The 17,946-nt window shown below is 54.0% G+C and carries 19 protein-coding genes; 16 read left to right on the top strand and 3 right to left on the bottom strand.

Annotated elements, in window-relative coordinates:
• Window positions 1–67 precede the first annotated feature (67 nt).
• The 7 genes from eutH to eutR are packed head-to-tail and all read left to right on the top strand — an operon-like array spanning window position 68 to window position 7,243.
• Window positions 68–1,294, top strand: coding sequence for an ethanolamine utilization protein EutH (eutH, locus tag A31E_RS10500; protein ID WP_000512411.1), 1,227 nt, complete (start codon window positions 68–70; stop codon window positions 1,292–1,294).
• The gene (gene eutA, locus A31E_RS10505; protein WP_001097493.1) at window positions 1,291–2,694 is read left to right on the top strand and encodes an ethanolamine ammonia-lyase reactivating factor EutA; all 1,404 of its coding nucleotides are present in this window, start codon (window positions 1,291–1,293) and stop codon (window positions 2,692–2,694) included. Before eutH ends, eutA begins: the two co-directional genes overlap by 4 nt.
• A gap of 11 nt (window positions 2,695–2,705) precedes the next feature.
• Window positions 2,706–4,067, top strand: a complete 1,362-nt coding sequence (gene eutB / locus A31E_RS10510) for an ethanolamine ammonia-lyase subunit alpha (protein ID WP_016249049.1) — start codon at window positions 2,706–2,708, stop codon at window positions 4,065–4,067.
• A gap of 20 nt (window positions 4,068–4,087) precedes the next feature.
• Complete coding sequence (gene eutC, locus A31E_RS10515; protein ID WP_016249048.1) at window positions 4,088–4,975, top strand: ethanolamine ammonia-lyase subunit beta; 888 nt, start codon at window positions 4,088–4,090, stop codon at window positions 4,973–4,975.
• A gap of 9 nt (window positions 4,976–4,984) precedes the next feature.
• Window positions 4,985–5,644, top strand: coding sequence for an ethanolamine utilization microcompartment protein EutL (eutL, locus tag A31E_RS10520; RefSeq protein WP_016249047.1), 660 nt, complete (start codon window positions 4,985–4,987; stop codon window positions 5,642–5,644).
• Window positions 5,645–5,656: 12 nt separating this feature from the next.
• Entirely contained in the window at window positions 5,657–6,145 is a 489-nt protein-coding gene (gene eutK, locus A31E_RS10525) for an ethanolamine utilization microcompartment protein EutK (protein WP_001516840.1), read from the top strand.
• Window positions 6,146–6,190: 45 nt separating this feature from the next.
• Window positions 6,191–7,243: an HTH-type transcriptional regulator EutR gene (gene eutR, locus A31E_RS10530; protein ID WP_001516839.1), complete on the top strand. Its 1,053-nt coding sequence runs from the start codon at window positions 6,191–6,193 to the stop codon at window positions 7,241–7,243.
• 5 nt (window positions 7,244–7,248) lie between these two features.
• Here eutR and hemF read toward each other — a convergent pair whose 3' ends face one another.
• Window positions 7,249–8,148: an oxygen-dependent coproporphyrinogen oxidase gene (hemF, locus tag A31E_RS10535; protein ID WP_016249046.1), complete on the bottom strand. Its 900-nt coding sequence runs from the start codon at window positions 8,146–8,148 to the stop codon at window positions 7,249–7,251.
• 3 nt (window positions 8,149–8,151) lie between these two features.
• The gene (gene amiA / locus A31E_RS10540; RefSeq protein WP_000102900.1) at window positions 8,152–9,021 is read right to left on the bottom strand and encodes an N-acetylmuramoyl-L-alanine amidase AmiA; all 870 of its coding nucleotides are present in this window, start codon (window positions 9,019–9,021) and stop codon (window positions 8,152–8,154) included.
• Between the two features lie 213 nt (window positions 9,022–9,234).
• Here amiA and A31E_RS10545 point away from each other — a divergent pair, with 213 nt between their 5' ends.
• From A31E_RS10545 to yfeX, 4 genes are all read left to right on the top strand, one after another.
• Window positions 9,235–9,660, top strand: a complete 426-nt coding sequence (locus A31E_RS10545) for a GNAT family acetyltransferase (protein WP_000405994.1) — start codon at window positions 9,235–9,237, stop codon at window positions 9,658–9,660.
• On the top strand, window positions 9,647–10,096 hold the full coding sequence (locus A31E_RS10550) for a DUF2919 domain-containing protein (RefSeq protein ID WP_010379003.1): 450 nt from the start codon (window positions 9,647–9,649) through the stop codon (window positions 10,094–10,096). Before A31E_RS10545 ends, A31E_RS10550 begins: the two co-directional genes overlap by 14 nt.
• 60 nt (window positions 10,097–10,156) lie before the next feature.
• Window positions 10,157–10,732, top strand: a complete 576-nt coding sequence (locus A31E_RS10555; RefSeq protein ID WP_016249045.1) for an RpoE-regulated lipoprotein — start codon at window positions 10,157–10,159, stop codon at window positions 10,730–10,732.
• 93 nt (window positions 10,733–10,825) lie between these two features.
• Window positions 10,826–11,725: a porphyrinogen peroxidase gene (gene yfeX / locus A31E_RS10560; protein WP_000084587.1), complete on the top strand. Its 900-nt coding sequence runs from the start codon at window positions 10,826–10,828 to the stop codon at window positions 11,723–11,725.
• Between the two features lie 265 nt (window positions 11,726–11,990).
• Here yfeX and murQ read toward each other — a convergent pair whose 3' ends face one another.
• Window positions 11,991–12,887, bottom strand: coding sequence for an N-acetylmuramic acid 6-phosphate etherase (gene murQ / locus A31E_RS10565; RefSeq protein ID WP_001175637.1), 897 nt, complete (start codon window positions 12,885–12,887; stop codon window positions 11,991–11,993).
• Window positions 12,888–13,116: 229 nt separating this feature from the next.
• Here murQ and ucpA point away from each other — a divergent pair, with 229 nt between their 5' ends.
• The 5 genes from ucpA (at window position 13,117) to cysA (ending at window position 17,877) form a co-directional block, all read left to right on the top strand.
• Window positions 13,117–13,908 carry an SDR family oxidoreductase UcpA gene (ucpA, locus tag A31E_RS10570; RefSeq protein ID WP_000517453.1) on the top strand — a complete coding sequence of 264 codons (792 nt, stop codon included), beginning with the start codon at window positions 13,117–13,119 and terminating at the stop codon, window positions 13,906–13,908.
• Window positions 13,909–14,065: 157 nt separating this feature from the next.
• Complete coding sequence (gene cysP / locus A31E_RS10575) at window positions 14,066–15,082, top strand: thiosulfate/sulfate ABC transporter substrate-binding protein CysP (protein WP_000290223.1); 1,017 nt, start codon at window positions 14,066–14,068, stop codon at window positions 15,080–15,082.
• On the top strand, window positions 15,082–15,915 hold the full coding sequence (gene cysT, locus A31E_RS10580; RefSeq protein ID WP_000458417.1) for a sulfate/thiosulfate ABC transporter permease CysT: 834 nt from the start codon (window positions 15,082–15,084) through the stop codon (window positions 15,913–15,915). The genes cysP and cysT overlap by 1 nt, the downstream gene beginning before the upstream one ends.
• Window positions 15,915–16,790 carry a sulfate/thiosulfate ABC transporter permease CysW gene (gene cysW / locus A31E_RS10585; protein WP_016249044.1) on the top strand — a complete coding sequence of 292 codons (876 nt, stop codon included), beginning with the start codon at window positions 15,915–15,917 and terminating at the stop codon, window positions 16,788–16,790. Before cysT ends, cysW begins: the two co-directional genes overlap by 1 nt.
• A complete protein-coding gene (gene cysA / locus A31E_RS10590; protein WP_016249043.1) occupies window positions 16,780–17,877 on the top strand; it encodes a sulfate/thiosulfate ABC transporter ATP-binding protein CysA in 1,098 nt (365 codons plus the stop codon). The genes cysW and cysA overlap by 11 nt, the downstream gene beginning before the upstream one ends.
• Window positions 17,878–17,946: the final 69 nt, after the last annotated feature.

The raw sequence follows: 17,946 nt of genomic DNA, 5'->3' as shown, positions 1-17,946 counted from the left end.
ATGTAGGGCGGATAAGGCGTTCACGCCGCATCCGCCAATAAATAATAACTAACAGGGAGTAAAGGCGATGGGAATTAATGAAATCATCATGTACATCATGATGTTCTTTATGCTGATAGCTGCCGTAGACAGGGTTCTGTCGCAGTTCGGCGGTTCAGCGCGTTTCCTCGGTAAATTCGGTAAAAGCATTGAGGGATCGGGCGGCCAGTTTGAAGAAGGCTTTATGGCAATGGGCGCTCTGGGTCTGGCGATGGTCGGTATGACCGCGCTTGCGCCTGTACTGGCACACGTACTTGGGCCGGTAATCATCCCGGTTTACGAAATGCTCGGCGCAAACCCGTCAATGTTCGCCGGAACACTGCTGGCGTGCGATATGGGCGGCTTCTTCCTCGCCAAAGAACTGGCGGGCGGCGATGTGGCAGCGTGGCTATACTCTGGGTTAATTCTCGGGTCGATGATGGGGCCAACGATTGTGTTTTCCATTCCGGTGGCGCTTGGCATCATCGAACCGTCTGACCGCCGTTATCTCGCACTCGGCGTGCTGGCCGGTATTGTGACCATTCCGATTGGTTGTATCGCCGGTGGTCTGGTGGCGATGTATTCCGGTGTGCAGATCAACGGCCAGCCGGTGGAATTTACCTTCGCGCTGATCCTGATGAATATGATCCCAGTGATCATTGTCGCGATTCTGGTGGCGCTGGGGCTGAAATTCATCCCGGAAAAAATGATCAACGGTTTCCAGATCTTCGCCAAATTTCTCGTTGCATTAATCACCATCGGTCTTGCCGCTGCGGTGGTGAAATTCCTGCTTGGCTGGGAACTGATCCCCGGTCTTGATCCCATCTTTATGTCTCCTGGCGACAAACCCGGCGAAGTGATGCGCGCCATTGAAGTGATCGGATCGATTTCCTGCGTTCTGTTGGGGGCGTACCCGATGGTGCTGCTGCTGACCCGCTGGTTTGAAAAACCGCTGATGAGTGTCGGTAAGCTACTGAATATGAACAATATTGCGGCGGCGGGTATGGTGGCGACGCTTGCCAACAATATCCCGATGTTCGGCATGATGAAGCAGATGGATACCCGCGGCAAAGTGATCAACTGTGCCTTCGCCGTTTCCGCTGCCTTTGCCCTGGGCGACCACTTAGGTTTCGCCGCTGCCAACATGAACGCCATGATCTTCCCGATGATTGTCGGCAAGCTGATCGGCGGTGTTACGGCGATTGGCGTGGCGATGATGCTGGTGCCAAAAGAAGATGCAACCACGGCTAAAACCGAAGCGGAGGCGCAATCGTGAACACTCGCCAGCTACTGAGCGTCGGTATCGATATCGGCACCACCACCACCCAGGTGATCTTCTCCCACCTGGAACTGGTTAACCGTGCGGCAGTGTCGCAGGTGCCGCGTTACGAATTCATCAAACGCGAAATTAGCTGGCAAAGCCCGGTGTTCTTTACCCCTGTCGACAAACAGGGTGGATTAAAAGAAGCGGAACTGAAAACTTTAATCCTTGAGCAATATCAGGCTGCGGGCATTGCACCGGAGAGCGTCGATTCCGGTGCCATTATTATCACCGGCGAAAGCGCGAAAACCCGCAATGCCCGTCCGGCGGTGATGACGCTCTCTCAATCGCTGGGCGATTTTGTCGTCGCCAGTGCCGGACCGCATCTCGAATCGGTGATTGCCGGGCACGGTGCCGGAGCGCAAACACTCTCTGAACAACGGTTATGTCGGGTGCTGAATATCGATATCGGTGGCGGCACGGCGAACTACGCCCTGTTCGATGCCGGAAAAATCAGCGGGACTGCCTGCCTCAACGTCGGCGGTCGGCTGCTGGAAACCGACTGCCAGGGGCGCGTGATTTACGCTCATAAACCGGGGCAGATGATTGTGGATGAGTGCTTCGGCACAGGCACTGACGCCCGTTTACTGACCGGTGCGCAGTTGGTGCAGGTTACCCGGCGGATGGCGGAACTGATTGTCGAAGTGATTGAAGGAACGCTCTCGCCGCTCGCGCAGGCATTGATGCAAACCGGTTTGCTGCCCGCAGGCGTTACGCCCGAAATCATTACTCTTTCTGGCGGCGTGGGCGAATGTTATCGCCATCAGCCCGCTGACCCGTTCTGTTTTGCCGATATTGGGCCGCTGCTGGCAACAGCGCTGCATGACCATCCGCGCCTGCGTGAGATGCGCGTGCAGTTTCCGGCGCAAACCGTGCGCGCCACGGTGATTGGCGCGGGTGCGCATACCCTTTCGCTCTCTGGCAGCACTATCTGGCTGGAGGGCGTGCAACTGCCGCTGCGCAATTTACCGGTGGCGATCCCGATTGATGAAACGGATCTGGTGAATGGCTGGCAACAGGCGCTGATTCAGCTCGATCTTGATCCCAACTCTGACGCGTACGTGCTGGCGCTTCCCGCCGGGCTTCCCGTGCGTTACGCCGCGGTACTGACGGTCATCAACGCGCTGGTCGATTTCGTCGCGCGTTTTCCGAATCCGCATCCCCTGCTGGTGGTGGCCGGGCAGGACTTTGGTAAAGCTCTGGGCATGTTGTTGCGCCCACAGCTACAACAACTCCCGTTGGCAGTCATTGACGAAGTGATTGTTCGCGCGGGGGACTATATCGACATTGGTACGCCTCTTTTTGGCGGATCGGTTGTGCCGGTGACGGTGAAATCACTCGCATTTCCTTCCTGAGGGAACGACTTATGAAACTAAAGACCACATTGTTTGGCAATGTTTATCAATTCAAGGATGTAAAAGAGGTGCTGGCGAAGGCCAACGAACTGCGTTCGGGGGATGTGCTGGCGGGGGTTGCGGCAACAAGCTCGCAGGAGCGGGTAGCGGCAAAGCAGGTGTTGTCGGAAATGACTGTGGCGGATATCCGCAATAACCCGGTGATTGCCTATGAAGAAGACTGCGTGACGCGGCTGATTCAGGATGACGTTAACGAAACGGCCTACAACCAGATTAAAAACTGGAGCATCAGTGAGCTGCGTGAGTACGTCCTGAGCGACGAAACCAGCGTTGATGATATTGCCTTTACCCGTAAAGGGCTGACCTCGGAAGTGGTCGCGGCGGTGGCGAAGATTTGCTCTAACGCGGATCTGATCTACGGCGCAAAGAAAATGCCGATTATCAAAAAGGCTAATACCACCATCGGTATTCCAGGCACTTTCAGCGCCCGTTTGCAGCCAAACGATACCCGTGATGACGTACAAAGTATCGCCGCGCAAATCTATGAAGGGCTTTCCTTCGGGGTAGGCGATGCGGTGATCGGCGTCAACCCGGTGACGGACGATGTGGAAAACTTAAGCCGCGTGCTGGACACCATCTACGGGGTGATCGACAAATTCAACATTCCGACTCAGGGCTGCGTGCTGGCGCACGTCACCACCCAGATTGAAGCGATTCGTCGCGGCGCACCGGGCGGGCTGATTTTCCAGAGTATTTGTGGCAGCGAGAAAGGGCTGAAAGAGTTCGGCGTGGAACTGGCAATGCTGGACGAAGCCCGCGCAGTGGGCACAGAGTTCAACCGTATTGCCGGGGAAAACTGCCTCTACTTCGAAACCGGACAAGGTTCTGCACTCTCCGCTGGTGCCAACTTCGGTGCAGATCAGGTGACGATGGAAGCGCGTAACTACGGGCTGGCGCGTCATTACGATCCGTTTATCGTCAACACCGTGGTCGGTTTTATTGGGCCGGAGTATCTCTACAACGACCGGCAGATTATCCGTGCGGGCTTAGAAGATCACTTTATGGGCAAGCTGAGCGGCATTTCTATGGGCTGTGACTGCTGCTACACCAACCACGCTGACGCTGACCAGAACCTCAACGAAAACCTGATGATCCTGCTCGCTACCGCAGGCTGCAACTACATCATGGGGATGCCGCTGGGTGACGACATCATGCTCAACTACCAGACCACGGCGTTCCATGACACCGCTACTGTGCGTCAGTTACTGAATCTGCGTCCGTCACCGGAGTTTGAACGCTGGCTGGAAAGCATGGGCATTATGGCAAACGGTCGCCTGACCAAACGGGCGGGCGATCCGTCACTGTTCTTCTGATGACGCGGAGATAACACATCATGGATCAAAAACAGATTGAAGAAATTGTACGCAGCGTGATGGCGTCAATGGGACAAGCGGCCGCCGCGCCGTCAGAAGCAAAATGCGCCACCACAACCTGTGCAACACCGGTGACCTCGGAAAGCTGCGTGCTGGATTTAGGTTCTGCTGAAGCGAAGGCGTGGATTGGCGTTGAAAATCCGCATCGCGCAGACGTATTAACCGAACTGCGCCGCAGCACCGTGGCCCGCGTCTGTACCGGTCGTGCCGGTCCGCGTCCGCGTACCCAGGCGCTGTTGCGTTTCCTGGCCGACCACTCGCGCTCTAAAGATACGGTGCTGAAAGAGGTGCCGGAAGAGTGGGTGAAAGCGCAGGGGCTGCTGGAAGTACGTTCTGAAATTAGCGACAAAAACCTTTATCTGACGCGCCCGGATCTGGGACGTCGTCTGTGTGCGGAAGCCGTCGAGGCTTTGAAAGCGCAATGTGTCGCCAATCCTGACGTGCAGGTCGTTGTCTCCGATGGTCTGTCTACGGATGCCATCACTGTGAACTACGAAGAAATTCTGCCGCCGCTGATGGCGGGCTTGCAACATGCGGGGCTGAAAGTCGGCACGCCGTTTTTTGTGCGTTATGGTCGCGTGAAAATTGAAGACCAGATTGGCGAGCTTCTTGGCGCGAAAGTGGTGATCCTGCTGGTGGGCGAACGTCCGGGGTTAGGGCAGTCAGAGAGCCTCTCCTGTTACGCCGTTTACTCACCGCGTATGGCAACTACCGTGGAGGCCGATCGCACCTGTATCTCTAACATTCACCAGGGCGGCACGCCGCCGGTTGAAGCCGCAGCCGTCATTGTGGATTTGGCGAAACGTATGCTGGAGCAGAAAGCATCCGGCATCAACATGACCCGATAAGGAGGCATCATGCCAGCTTTAGATTTGATTCGACCGTCGGTCACTGCCATGCGGGTGATTGCCTCCGTTAACGCTGATTTTGCGCGTGAACTGAAATTGCCGCCGCATATTCGTAGCCTCGGGCTGATTTCCGCCGATTCTGATGATGTCACCTACATTGCGGCTGATGAAGCGACAAAACAGGCGATGGTTGAAGTGGTGTATGGTCGCTCGCTGTATGCCGGCGCGGCGCACAGCCCGTCACCGACTGCCGGTGAAGTATTGATTATGCTCGGCGGGCCAAACCCGGCGGAAGTGCGTGCCGGTCTGGATGCGATGGTCGCGCATATTGAAAACGGCGCGGCGTTCCAGTGGGCGAACGATAAGCAAGATACGGCATTCCTCGCTCATGTGGTTTCGCGTACCGGTTCTTATCTCTCTTCCACTGCGGGCATTACGCTCGGTGATCCGATGGCGTATCTGGTGGCACCGCCGCTGGAAGCGACCTACGGCATTGATGCTGCGTTGAAATCTGCTGATGTGCAACTGGTGACTTATGTTCCGCCACCGTCAGAAACCAACTATTCAGCGGCATTTTTGACCGGTAGCCAGGCAGCGTGTAAAGCGGCCTGTAACGCCTTTACTGATGCAGTGCTGGAAATCGCGCGTAATCCAATCCAACGTGCGTAACGGAGGTTGCCGATGAACAATGCACTGGGTTTGTTGGAAGTTGACGGCATGGTCGCCGCAATCGATGCGGCAGATGCCATGCTGAAAGCGGCAAACGTGCGTCTGCTCAGTCATGAAGTGCTTGACCCCGGTCGCTTAACGCTGGTGGTGGAAGGCGATCTGGCGGCGTGTCGTGCGGCGCTGGATGCCGGTTATGCCGCCGCAATGCGTACCGGGCGAGTTATCAGCCGCAAGGAAATTGGTCGACCTGATGATGACACCCAGTGGCTGGTTGCTGGCTTTAACCGACAGCTAAAGCAACCTGGCGCGCCAGCGATCGTCACGGAATCTGCCGACGAGTTGTTGGCGTTGTTAACATCAGTACGTCAGGGAATGACGGTCGGAGAAGTTGCCGCCCACTTTGGCTGGCCGCTGGAAAAAGCCAGAAATGCGCTCGAACAGCTCTTTTCTGCCGGGACGTTGCGTAAACGCAGTAGTCGTTATCGTCTCAAGCCCCATTAACCTGTCGGAGGTGCCGGGTGTCATATAACACCCGGCATTAACATCATGAAAAAGACCCGTACAGCCAACTTGCACCATCTTTATCATGAACCCTTACCCGAAAATCTGAGGCTCACGCCGAAGGTTGAAGTGGATAATGTTCATCAACAACAGACAACAGATGTCTATGAACATGCTTTGACAATTACCGCCTGGCAGCAGATTTATGATCAACTGCATCCGGGAAAGTTTCATGGTGAATTTACGGAAATCCTGCTTGATGATATTCAGGTTTTCCGTGAATACACCGGTCTGGCGCTGCGCCAGTCGTGTCTGGTCTGGCCGAACTCATTCTGGTTTGGTATTCCGGCGACGCGCGGTGAACAGGGATTTATCGGTTCGCAATGTCTGGGAAGCGCAGAAATAGCCACGCGGCCCGGCGGCACTGAGTTTGAATTAAGTACGCCGGACGATTACACCATTCTTGGCGTGGTGATCTCGGAAGATGTCATTTCCCGTCACGCAAACTTTCTGCATAACCCGGAAAGGGTGCTGCATATGTTGCGTAATCAGTCGGCGTTGGAAGTGAAGGAGCAGCATAAAGCCGCACTGTGGGGCTTTGTTCAACAGGCGTTGGCGACGTTTTGCGAGAATCCGGAGAACTTACATCAATCCGCTGTGCGTAAAGTGCTTGGCGATAACTTGTTGTTGGCGATGGGAGTGATGCTGGAAGAAGCGCAGCCAATGGTGACGGCGGAAAGCATCAGCCATCAGGGCTATCGACGATTGCTTTCCCGCGCCCGCGAATATGTGCTGGAGAATATGTCCGAACCGGTAACGGTGCTGGACTTGTGCAATCAACTGCACGTCAGTCGCCGCACCTTACAAAACGCATTTCACACTATTTTGGGCATTGGCCCGAACGCGTGGCTGAAACGCATTCGCCTGAACGCCGTGCGCCGCGAGCTGATAAGCCCGTGGTCGCAAAGTCTGACGGTAAAAGACGCCGCCATGCAGTGGGGATTCTGGCATCTTGGGCAATTTGCGACGGATTATCAGCAACTGTTTGCCGAGAAGCCATCACTGACGCTGCATCAGCGGATGCAGGAGTTAGGGTGATGAAATTACACCCAATCCCTGACCTGAATAAATTTACTCAACGCCGCTTCCGGGCTGCCTTCTTCCGGTTGATAATCGTACTCCCAGCGTACCAGTGGCGGCATTGACATCAGGATTGATTCGGTGCGCCCGCCGGTTTGTAAGCCAAACAGCGTACCGCGATCCCAGACCAGGTTGAATTCGACATAACGACCGCGACGGTAGAGTTGGAAATTGCGCTCGCGCTCGCCATATGTCATTGCTTTACGTCGCTCAACAATCGGCAAGTAGGCGTTGGCGTAACCTTTGCCTACCGCCTGCATAAAGGCGAAACAGTAGTCGAAGTCTGGCGTGTTCAGGTCATCAAAGAACAGCCCGCCAATGCCGCGTTGTTCATTGCGATGTTTAAGGTAGAAGTATTCGTCGCACCACTTTTTGTAGCGTGGATAAACATCTTCGCCAAATGGCAGGCACAGGTCGCGGGCGGTGCGGTGCCAGTGAATGGCGTCTTCTTCAAAGCCATAGAAAGGGGTTAAGTCAAAACCACCGCCAAACCACCAGACGGGATCGACACCCGGTTTTTCGGCAATAAAAAAGCGCACATTGGCGTGGCTGGTGGGAACATACGGATTATGCGGATGCACTACCAGCGATACACCCATCGCCTCGAAACTGCGCCCGGCAAGTTCCGGGCGATGAGCAGTGGCAGAAGCGGGCATCGCGTCGCCGTGGACGTGAGAAAAGTTGACGCCCGCCTGTTCGAAAACACCACCATTACGCAACACCCGGCTACGCCCGCCGCCACCAGCTTCGCGCTGCCAGCTATCTTCGGCAAACTGTGTGCCATCTACGGCGCTCAGTTGCTGGCAAATTGTATCCTGAAGGTTGAGCAGGAACTGTTTAACCTGGTGTGCGTCGGGCTTCATAACTTACCGTTTTTTCGAGTGTGCTTTCTGGTTGTCAAACCAATGGAAATAACTGATCACGCCTTCGGCAATGGCAGAGGCGATTTTCTGACGAAACGCCGCCGTGCCTAACAGTCGCTCTTCTTCCGGGTTGGTGATAAATGAGGTTTCCACCAGCACCGAAGGAATCGACGGTGATTTCAACACCACAAACGCGGCTTGTTCGGTGTTGCGGCTGTGCAGCTTATGCACTGGTTTAATCTTCTTCAGAATATGCGAGCCAAGCGTCAGGCTGTTTTTAATGGTATCTGTTTGCACCAGATCAAACAGCACTTGCTGCAATAGATGATCCCTGTCAGTCGCTTTTTTCCCGGCGACTTCATCAGCGCGGTTTTCGCGTTCCGACAAATATTTTGCCATCGCACTACTCGCGCCACGGTTGGAGAGGGCAAAGACCGATGCCCCCGCGGCTTTCGGGTTGGTGAAGCCGTCGGCGTGAATTGACATAAACAGATCTGCGCCATGCTTATGGGCGATTTCAACGCGATCGTACAGTGGAATAAACGTATCGCCAGAACGCGTTAAACGCGCATCAATGCCATGATTGCGCAAAATAGAACGGACATTTTTGGCGATTGCCAGCACCACGTGTTTTTCTTTTGATCCGTTGCGACCAATCGCACCGGTATCAATCCCGCCATGACCTGGATCGAGAACGACTACCCGTTTGCCTCCGGCTTTTTTGGCTTTCGGCTTACTGTGTCCGTTACTGGTTTTTAAAGGCTCTTCTTTGGCGATGGCTTGCGACATTCCTGACAACGTCAGGGCAGCCAATCCGGCTTTCAGCACCTGGCGGCGCGAAGTGAGTGTTTTTAGTGGTTTAAAAGTGCTCATACGGCCTGAGTTGTAATAATAAAGTTCCAGATGTTATATCGTATCGCGTAATCCGTTACGACGGTTTGCTGGTGAGAATTGTTTTACTTTTCATTTCAATAAATGACAACGCGTCATTATGCCACTTTTTCAACCGATTTTCGTCAGATATTGGCTAATTCGGTCGTTCACGCCATAATCACCCTTTTAACCCCCAAAAAGGTAACTCATACCATGGAGATACGCGTATTTCGCCAGGCAGATTTCGAAGAGGTCATCACCCTTTGGGAGCGTTGCGACTTGCTGCGTCCGTGGAACGATCCGGAAATGGACATCGAGCGCAAGATGAACCATGACGTCAGTTTGTTCCTGGTCGCGGAAGTTAACGGCGAAGTAGTGGGAACGGTGATGGGCGGTTATGACGGGCATCGCGGGTCTGCTTATTATCTTGGCGTGCATCCGGAGTTTCGCGGGCGTGGAATTGCCAATGCATTGCTTAATCGGCTGGAGAAAAAGCTTATTGCTCGCGGCTGTCCGAAAATTCAGATCAATGTACCGGAAGACAACGATATGGTACTCGGAATGTACGAACGCCTGGGATATGAACACGCCGATGTGCTGAGTCTGGGTAAGCGTTTGATTGAAGATGAAGAGTACTGAGTTTCATCCTGTCCATTATGATGTGCACGGACGCCTGCGTTTACCCTTCCTCTTCTGGTTTGTGCTATTGCTTCAGGCGCGAACCTGGGTGCTGTTTGTCATTGCCGGTGCGTCGCGCGAGCAGGGCACTGCGCTGCTGAATCTGTTTTATCCCGATCACGATAATTTCTGGCTGGGGTTGATACCGGGCATTCCGGCGGTGCTGGCATTCTTACTGAGTGGTCGGCGGGATACGTTTCCCCGTATCTGGCACGTGCTCTATTTTCTGTTGCTGTTGGCGCAGCTCGTTTTGCTTTGTTGGCAACCGTGGCTGTGGCTAAATGGTGAATCCGTCAGCGGTATCGGTCTGGCGCTGGTTATCGCGGATATTGTGGCGTTAATCTGGCTGTTGACCAATCGACGTTTACGCGCTTGTTTTGTGGAAGAAAAAGAATAACGGCACTTTTTTGCAAATTCGCACTCCAAGCAACGTTATTGAATAACCAAAGGAAGTGACATGAAATCGCTGCGTTTAATGTTATGCGCTATGCCGTTGATGCTGACCGGCTGTTCCACCATGTCGTCAGTTAACTGGTCTGCCGCTAATCCGTGGAACTGGTTTGGCTCGTCCACTAAAGTGAGCGAGCAAGGCGTTGGCAAATTAACGGCGTCCACGCCACTACAAGAACAAGCCATTGCCGATGCGCTTGATGGTGATTATCGGCTGCGCAGCGGAATGAAAACCGCGAACGGTAATGTGGTGCGCTTTTTTGAAGTGATGAAGGGCGACAGCGTGGCGATGGTTATCAACGGTGATCAAGGTACAATCAGCCGCATTGATGTCTCAGATAGCGATATTTCTGCTGACACGGGGGTTAAAATCGGTACATCGTTTAGTGACCTTTACAGCAAAGCATTTGGCAATTGCAAAAAAGCAGACGGTGATGATAATCGTGCCGTCGAATGTAAAGCCGAAGGCAGTCAACATATTAGCTACCAGTTTAGCGGTGAGTGGAGTGGTCCTGAAGGGTTAATGCCTTCTGACGATACCCTGAAAAACTGGAAAGTCAGTAAAATCATCTGGCGGCGTTAATTTGCGTCTGAACAAACCGTCGCCACAAAAAACACGTAAAATAGCGCTCAACAATGCCACGGATTGCGTGGCATTCTTATTTCAGGAGGAACAATGTCTCAGGTTCAGAGTGGCATTTTGCCAGAACATTGCCGCGCGGCGATTTGGATCGAAGCCAACGTAAAAGGGGAAGTTGATGCCCTGCGTGCGGCCAGTAAAAACTTTGCCGATAAACTGGCAACCTTTGAAGCAAAATACCCGGACGCGCATCTTGGCGCGGTTGTCGCCTTTGGCAACAACACCTGGCGTGCTCTGAGCGGCGGCGTGGGAGCCGAAGAGCTAAAAGATTTTCCGGGTTACGGAAAAGGTCTTGCGCCGACGACCCAGTTCGATGTGTTAATCCACATTCTTTCTCTGCGTCACGACGTAAACTTCTCCGTGGCCCAGGCGGCGATGGAAGCCTTTGGCGGCTGCATTGAGGTAAAAGAAGAGATCCACGGCTTCCGTTGGGTGGAAGAGCGTGACCTGAGCGGCTTTGTTGACGGCACGGAAAATCCGGCGGGTGAAGAGACGCGTCGCGAAGTGGCGGTCATCAAAGACGGTGTGGATGCGGGCGGCAGCTATGTGTTTGTGCAGCGCTGGGAACACAACCTGAAGCAACTCAACCGTATGAGCGTTCACGATCAGGAAATGATGATCGGCCGTACTAAAGAAGCCAACGAAGAGATCGATGGCGATGAGCGTCCGGAAACTTCTCACCTGACCCGTGTTGATCTGAAAGAAGATGGCAAAGGCCTGAAGATTGTTCGCCAGAGCCTGCCATATGGCACCGCCAGCGGCACGCACGGCCTGTACTTCTGCGCTTACTGTGCACGTTTGCATAACATTGAGCAGCAGTTGCTGAGTATGTTTGGCGATACCGATGGCAAACGTGACGCAATGTTACGTTTTACCAAACCAGTCACTGGCGGCTATTACTTTGCACCGTCGCTGGACAAACTGATGGCGCTGTAAGTTTTACTCACGCACTTGTAGCGTCTTGCCGGATGCGGCGTAAATGCTTAATCCGGCGTGTAAGATCGTTCAAACTTAATAAATTGCAGTCAACCTGTAGGCCCGATAAGCGTAGCGCATCGGGCTGTTTTGTCTCTAAGCTACTGCTTAGTCCAGATTGACGTTATGGCAGCCAAAGAGCGTGGTGTAAACAGCACGGCACAACTGAGCGGATCACTGCTCAGGTGTATGAATAGCCAGGAGATGTCTTCAAATTTGTCATGGGTTATTCCCTGTCTAAAACCTGACGAATAAAGCCATTGTATTGATCCAGTTGTTTTTTCGCTTCTGCGGCATCGAGATTTTTCAGCACCATCACAATGGCCGTTTTGCAGTGACGGTCGCAGGCAATCAATGCCGCTTCCGCTTGTTCCTCGCTACATCCGGTCGCGTTTTTGACGATATTGATCTGGCGCACGTGCAATTTTTCGTTGGTGGCGACCACATCGACCATCAGGTTGCCAAACACTTTGCCTGACTTAATCATCAGCCCGGTGGAGAGCATGTTGAGCACCAGTTTCTGCGCCGTACCTGCTTTCATCCGCGAAGAACCGGTAACCACTTCAGCCCCGACGACTGGCGTAATAGCAAACTCTGCGGTGGTGGAAACCGCGCTTCCCGGATTACAGGAAATACCGACCGTACGGCAACCCAACTGGCGCGCGTATTCCAACCCGGCAATCACATATGGCGTGCGTCCACTGGCGGCAATACCAACCACCACATCCTGCGCCGTTAAAGTAATATTTTTCAGATCGTTGATGCCGCCTTCCCGGCTGTCTTCCGCGCCTTCCACCGCGTGCTGGATGGCATATTCGCCGCCAGCAATCAAACCAACGACCAGACCTGGTTTCACGCCGTAAGTGGGGGGGCACTCGCTGGCATCGAGAATACCCAGACGACCGGAAGTTCCCGCGCCGAGATAAATCAGACGACCGCCGCCGCTCACCTGGGTGTGGATAACATCAATCGCCGCTGCGATATCCGGTAGTACGCGCTCAACGGCGAGCGGTACGGTTTTATCTTCTTCGTTAATGATCCGACACATTTCCAGCGTCGATACGCGGTCAATTTCAGCAGAGGCATTGTTGGAGCCTTCAGTAATCATCTTTTCAAGTTGCATAGGCAATCACCTTAAATATTTGTCTTCAAATAATTTCATCTGGCGTGAATCATATCTCCCTGCCTGATTATGTACAGCAGTGAATTCGCGCAATGGCTGAGTTGTGGTTATGGGTGATTTTACTTAAGATTTCCCTGAATTTAGATCCACTCCTCAGCATTGATCTGTCATTCAGGTATGGTAGGGACAATAGGGCGTAATGCTCTGTATTCAAAAGGAGAAACTTGAAATGGGTAAACTCACGGGCAAGACAGCACTGATTACGGGCGCATCGCAAGGTATTGGCGAAGGTATTGCCAGAACCTTTGCGCGTCATGGCGCAAACCTAATCTTGCTGGATATCTCCCCTGAGATTGAAAAGCTGGCAGACGAGCTGTGTGGTCGCGGTCATCGCTGTACGGCGGTAATTGCCGATGTACGCGACCCGGCGTCGGTTACGGCAGCGATCAAGCGCGCGAAGGAAAAAGAAGGGCGCATTGATATTCTGGTGAATAACGCAGGTGTTTGCCGTCTGGGTAGTTTTCTGGAAATGAGCGATGACGATCGCGATTTCCATATTGATATCAATATCAAAGGCGTGTGGAACGTCACGAAGGCAGTCCTACCGGAGATGATTGCCCGCAAAGATGGTCGCATTGTGATGATGTCTTCGGTTACTGGCGATATGGTGGCCGATCCGGGCGAAACGGCGTATGCCTTGTCGAAAGCGGCGATTGTTGGCCTGACCAAATCGCTGGCAGTGGAGTATGCTCAGTCGGGGATTCGCGTTAACGCAATCTGCCCTGGTTACGTGCGCACGCCAATGGCGGAAAACATCGCTCGCCAGTCGAATCCGCAAGATCCGGAATCAGTACTGACTGAAATGGCGAAAGCAATTCCGCTGCGTCGCCTCGCTGATCCGCTGGAAGTAGGCGAGCTGGCAGCCTTTCTGGCGTCGGATGAGTCCAGCTATTTAACGGGTACACAGAATGTGATCGATGGCGGCAGCACACTGCCAGAGACGGTCAGCGTCGGCATCTGATTCACCTCTGTTTCCTCCCTGCATCAGTGGGGGGGATTTCGCCTTATTCTCTTTTTAACTTCCAAATCACCAAACGGTATATAAAACCGTTACTCCTTTCACGCCCGTTATAAATATGATGGCTATTAGAAAGTCATTAAATATATAAGGGTGCGCAATGGCCGTTAACTTACTGAAAAAGAACTCTCTCGCGCTGGTCGCTTCTCTGCTGCTGGCTGGCCACGTGCAGGCAACGGAACTGCTGAACAGTTCTTATGACGTCTCCCGCGAGCTGTTTGCCGCCCTGAATCCGCCGTTTGAGCAACAATGGGCAAAAGATAACGGCGGTGACAAACTGACGATAAAACAATCTCATGCCGGGTCATCAAAACAGGCGCTGGCGATTTTGCAGGGCTTAAAAGCCGATGTTGTAACTTATAACCAGGTGACCGACGTGCAGATCCTGCACGACAAAGGCAAGCTGATCCCGGCGGACTGGCAGTCGCGCCTGCCGAATAACAGCTCGCCGTTCTACTCCACGATGGGTTTCCTGGTGCGTAAGGGCAACCCGAAGAATATCCACGACTGGAACGATCTGGTGCGTTCCGACGTGAAGCTGATTTTCCCGAATCCGAAAACCTCCGGTAACGCGCGTTATACCTACTTAGCAGCGTGGGGCGCAGCCGATAAAGCGGACGGCGGCGATAAAGCCAAAACCGAACAGTTTATGACCCAGTTCCTGAAAAACGTTGAAGTCTTCGATACCGGCGGTCGTGGCGCGACCACAACCTTTGCCGAGCGTGGCCTGGGCGACGTGCTGATAAGTTTTGAGTCGGAAGTGAACAACATCCGCAAACAGTATGAAGCGCAGGGTTTTGAAGTGGTGATTCCGAAAACCAATATTCTGGCGGAATTCCCGGTGGCATGGGTGGATAAAAACGTGCAGGCCAACGGTACGGAAAAAGCCGCAAAAGCTTATCTGAACTGGCTCTACAGCCCGCAGGCGCAAACCATCATCACCGACTATTACTACCGCGTGAATAACCCGGAAGTCATGGACAAGCTGAAAGATAAATTCCCGCAGACCGAACTGTTCCGCGTGGAAGATAAGTTTGGCTCCTGGCCAGAAGTGATGAAAACCCACTTTACCAGCGGCGGTGAGTTAGACAAGCTGTTGGCTGCGGGGCGTAACTGATGTTTGCAGTTTCTTCAAGACGCGTGCTGCCGGGCTTTACCTTAAGCCTTGGCACCAGTCTGTTGTTTGTGTGCCTGATATTGTTACTGCCGCTTTCCGCGCTGGTGATGCAGCTTTCTGAGATGAGCTGGGCGCAGTACTGGGAGGTGATCACCAATCCGCAGGTGGTCGCGGCCTACAAAGTGACGCTGCTGTCAGCGTTTGTGGCATCGATTTTTAACGGCGTTTTCGGTCTGTTAATGGCGTGGATCTTAACCCGCTATCGCTTTCCGGGGCGCACGCTGCTTGATGCGCTGATGGATTTACCCTTCGCGCTACCGACAGCGGTCGCGGGTTTAACCCTGGCGTCGCTCTTTTCCGTGAACGGTTTTTACGGCGAATGGCTGGCGAAGTTTGATATCAAAGTGACCTATACCTGGCTGGGGATCGCGGTGGCGATGGCCTTTACCAGCATTCCGTTTGTGGTGCGAACCGTGCAGCCGGTACTGGAAGAATTAGGGCCGGAATACGAAGAAGCGGCAGAAACGCTCGGCGCAACACGTTTACAGAGTTTCCGCAAAGTGGTGCTGCCGGAGCTTTCTCCGGCGCTGGTGGCGGGCGTGGCGCTGTCGTTTACCCGTAGTCTTGGTGAGTTTGGCGCGGTGATATTTATCGCCGGGAACATCGCCTGGAAGACGGAAGTAACGTCGCTGATGATTTTTGTTCGCTTACAGGAATTTGATTACCCGGCGGCGAGCGCGATTGCTTCGGTGATCCTCGCAGCATCGCTGCTGCTGCTGTTCTCTATTAACACTCTGCAAAGTCGCTTCGGTCGGCGTGTGGTAGGTCATTAATGGCGGAAGTTACACAGTTGAAGCGTTATGACGCGCGCCCGATTAACTGGGGCAAATGGTTTTTGATTGGCATCGGGATGCTGGTTTCGGCGTTCATCCTGTTGGTGCCGATGATTTACATCTTCGTGCAGGCGTTCAGCAAAGGGTTGATGCCGGTTTTACAGAATCTGGCCGACCCGGACATGCTGCACGCCATTTGGCTGACGGTGATGATCGCGCTAATTGCCGTACCGGTAAACCTGGTGTTCGGCATTCTGCTGGCGTGGCTGGTGACGCGCTTTAACTTCCCCGGACGCCAGTTGTTGCTGACGCTGCTGGATATTCCGTTTGCCGTCTCGCCGGTGGTTGCCGGTCTGGTTTATCTGCTGTTCTACGGCTCTAATGGCCCGCTGGGCGGTTGGCTCGACGAGCATAACCTGCAAATTATGTTCTCGTGGCCGGGAATGGTACTGGTGACGATTTTTGTCACCTGCCCGTTTGTGGTGCGCGAGCTGGTGCCAGTGATGTTAAGCCAGGGCAGCCAGGAGGACGAAGCGGCGATTTTGCTTGGCGCGTCCGGCTGGCAGATGTTCCGTCGCGTCACATTACCGAATATTCGCTGGGCGCTGCTTTACGGCGTGGTGCTGACCAACGCCCGCGCGATTGGCGAGTTTGGCGCGGTATCGGTGGTTTCCGGCTCGATTCGCGGCGAAACCCTGTCGCTGCCGTTACAGATTGAATTGCTGGAGCAGGACTACAACGCAGTCGGCTCCTTTACCGCCGCCGCACTGTTAACGCTGATGGCGATTATCACCCTGTTTTTAAAGAGTATGTTGCAGTGGCGCCTGGAAAATCAGGAAAAACGCGCGCAGCAGGAGGAACATCATGAGCATTGAGATTGCCAATATTAAGAAGTCTTTTGGTCGCACCCAGGTGCTGAACGATATCTCACTGGATATTCCTTCTGGTCAGATGGTCGCGTTGCTGGGGCCGTCCGGTTCCGGAAAAACCACGCTGCTGCGCATTATTGCCGGGCTGGAGCATCAAACCAGCGGGCATATTCGCTTCCACGGTACCGACGTCAGCCGCCTGCACGCGCGCGACCGTAAAGTCGGTTTCGTGTTCCAGCATTACGCGTTGTTCCGCCATATGACGGTATTCGACAATATTGCTTTTGGCCTGACGGTGCTACCGCGTCGCGAGCGCCCGAATGCCGCAGCCATCAAAGCGAAAGTGACAAAATTGCTGGAGATGGTGCAGCTTGCTCATCTGGCGGATCGTTATCCGGCGCAGCTATCCGGCGGGCAGAAACAGCGTGTGGCACTGGCGCGTGCGCTGGCTGTGGAACCGCAAATTCTGCTGCTCGATGAACCGTTTGGCGCGCTGGATGCGCAGGTGCGTAAAGAGCTGCGTCGCTGGCTGCGTCAACTGCATGAAGAACTGAAATTCACCAGCGTGTTCGTTACCCACGACCAGGAAGAGGCGATGGAAGTCGCCAACCGCGTGGTGGTGATGAGCCAGGGCAATATCGAACAGGCCGATGAACCGGATCAGGTTTGGCGCGAACCGGCGACCCGTTTTGTGCTCGAGTTTATGGGCGAAGTGAACCGCTTACAGGGAATTATTCGCGGCGGGCAGTTCCACGTTGGCGCGCATCGCTGGCCGCTTGGGTATACGCCTGCATATCAGGGGCCGGTGGATCTCTTCCTGCGTCCGTGGGAAGTGGATATCAGTCGCCGCACCAGCCTCGATTCGCCGCTGCCGGTACAGGTACTGGAAGCCAGTCCGAAAGGACACTACACCCAATTAGTCGTACAACCGCTGGGGTGGTACAACGAACCGCTGACAGTTGTGATGCATGGCGATGACGCCCCGCAACGCGGTGAGCGTTTATTCGTTGGCCTGCAACATGCGCGGTTGTACAACGGCGATCAGCGTATTGAAACCCGCGATGAGGAGCTTGCTCTCGCACAAAGCGCCTGATAGGTTGAGTAAATGTTAAACGCCCGGAGGCGCATCCCGCGATCCGGGCTTTTTAATGGCAAGGTTTAT

It is taken from the genome of Escherichia sp. KTE159, from assembly GCF_000408805.1.
Taxonomy (GTDB): Bacteria; Pseudomonadota; Gammaproteobacteria; order Enterobacterales; family Enterobacteriaceae; genus Escherichia; species Escherichia marmotae.
Note: the sequence above shows the minus strand (reverse complement) of the source record. Positions and strands in the feature narration are given on the sequence as shown.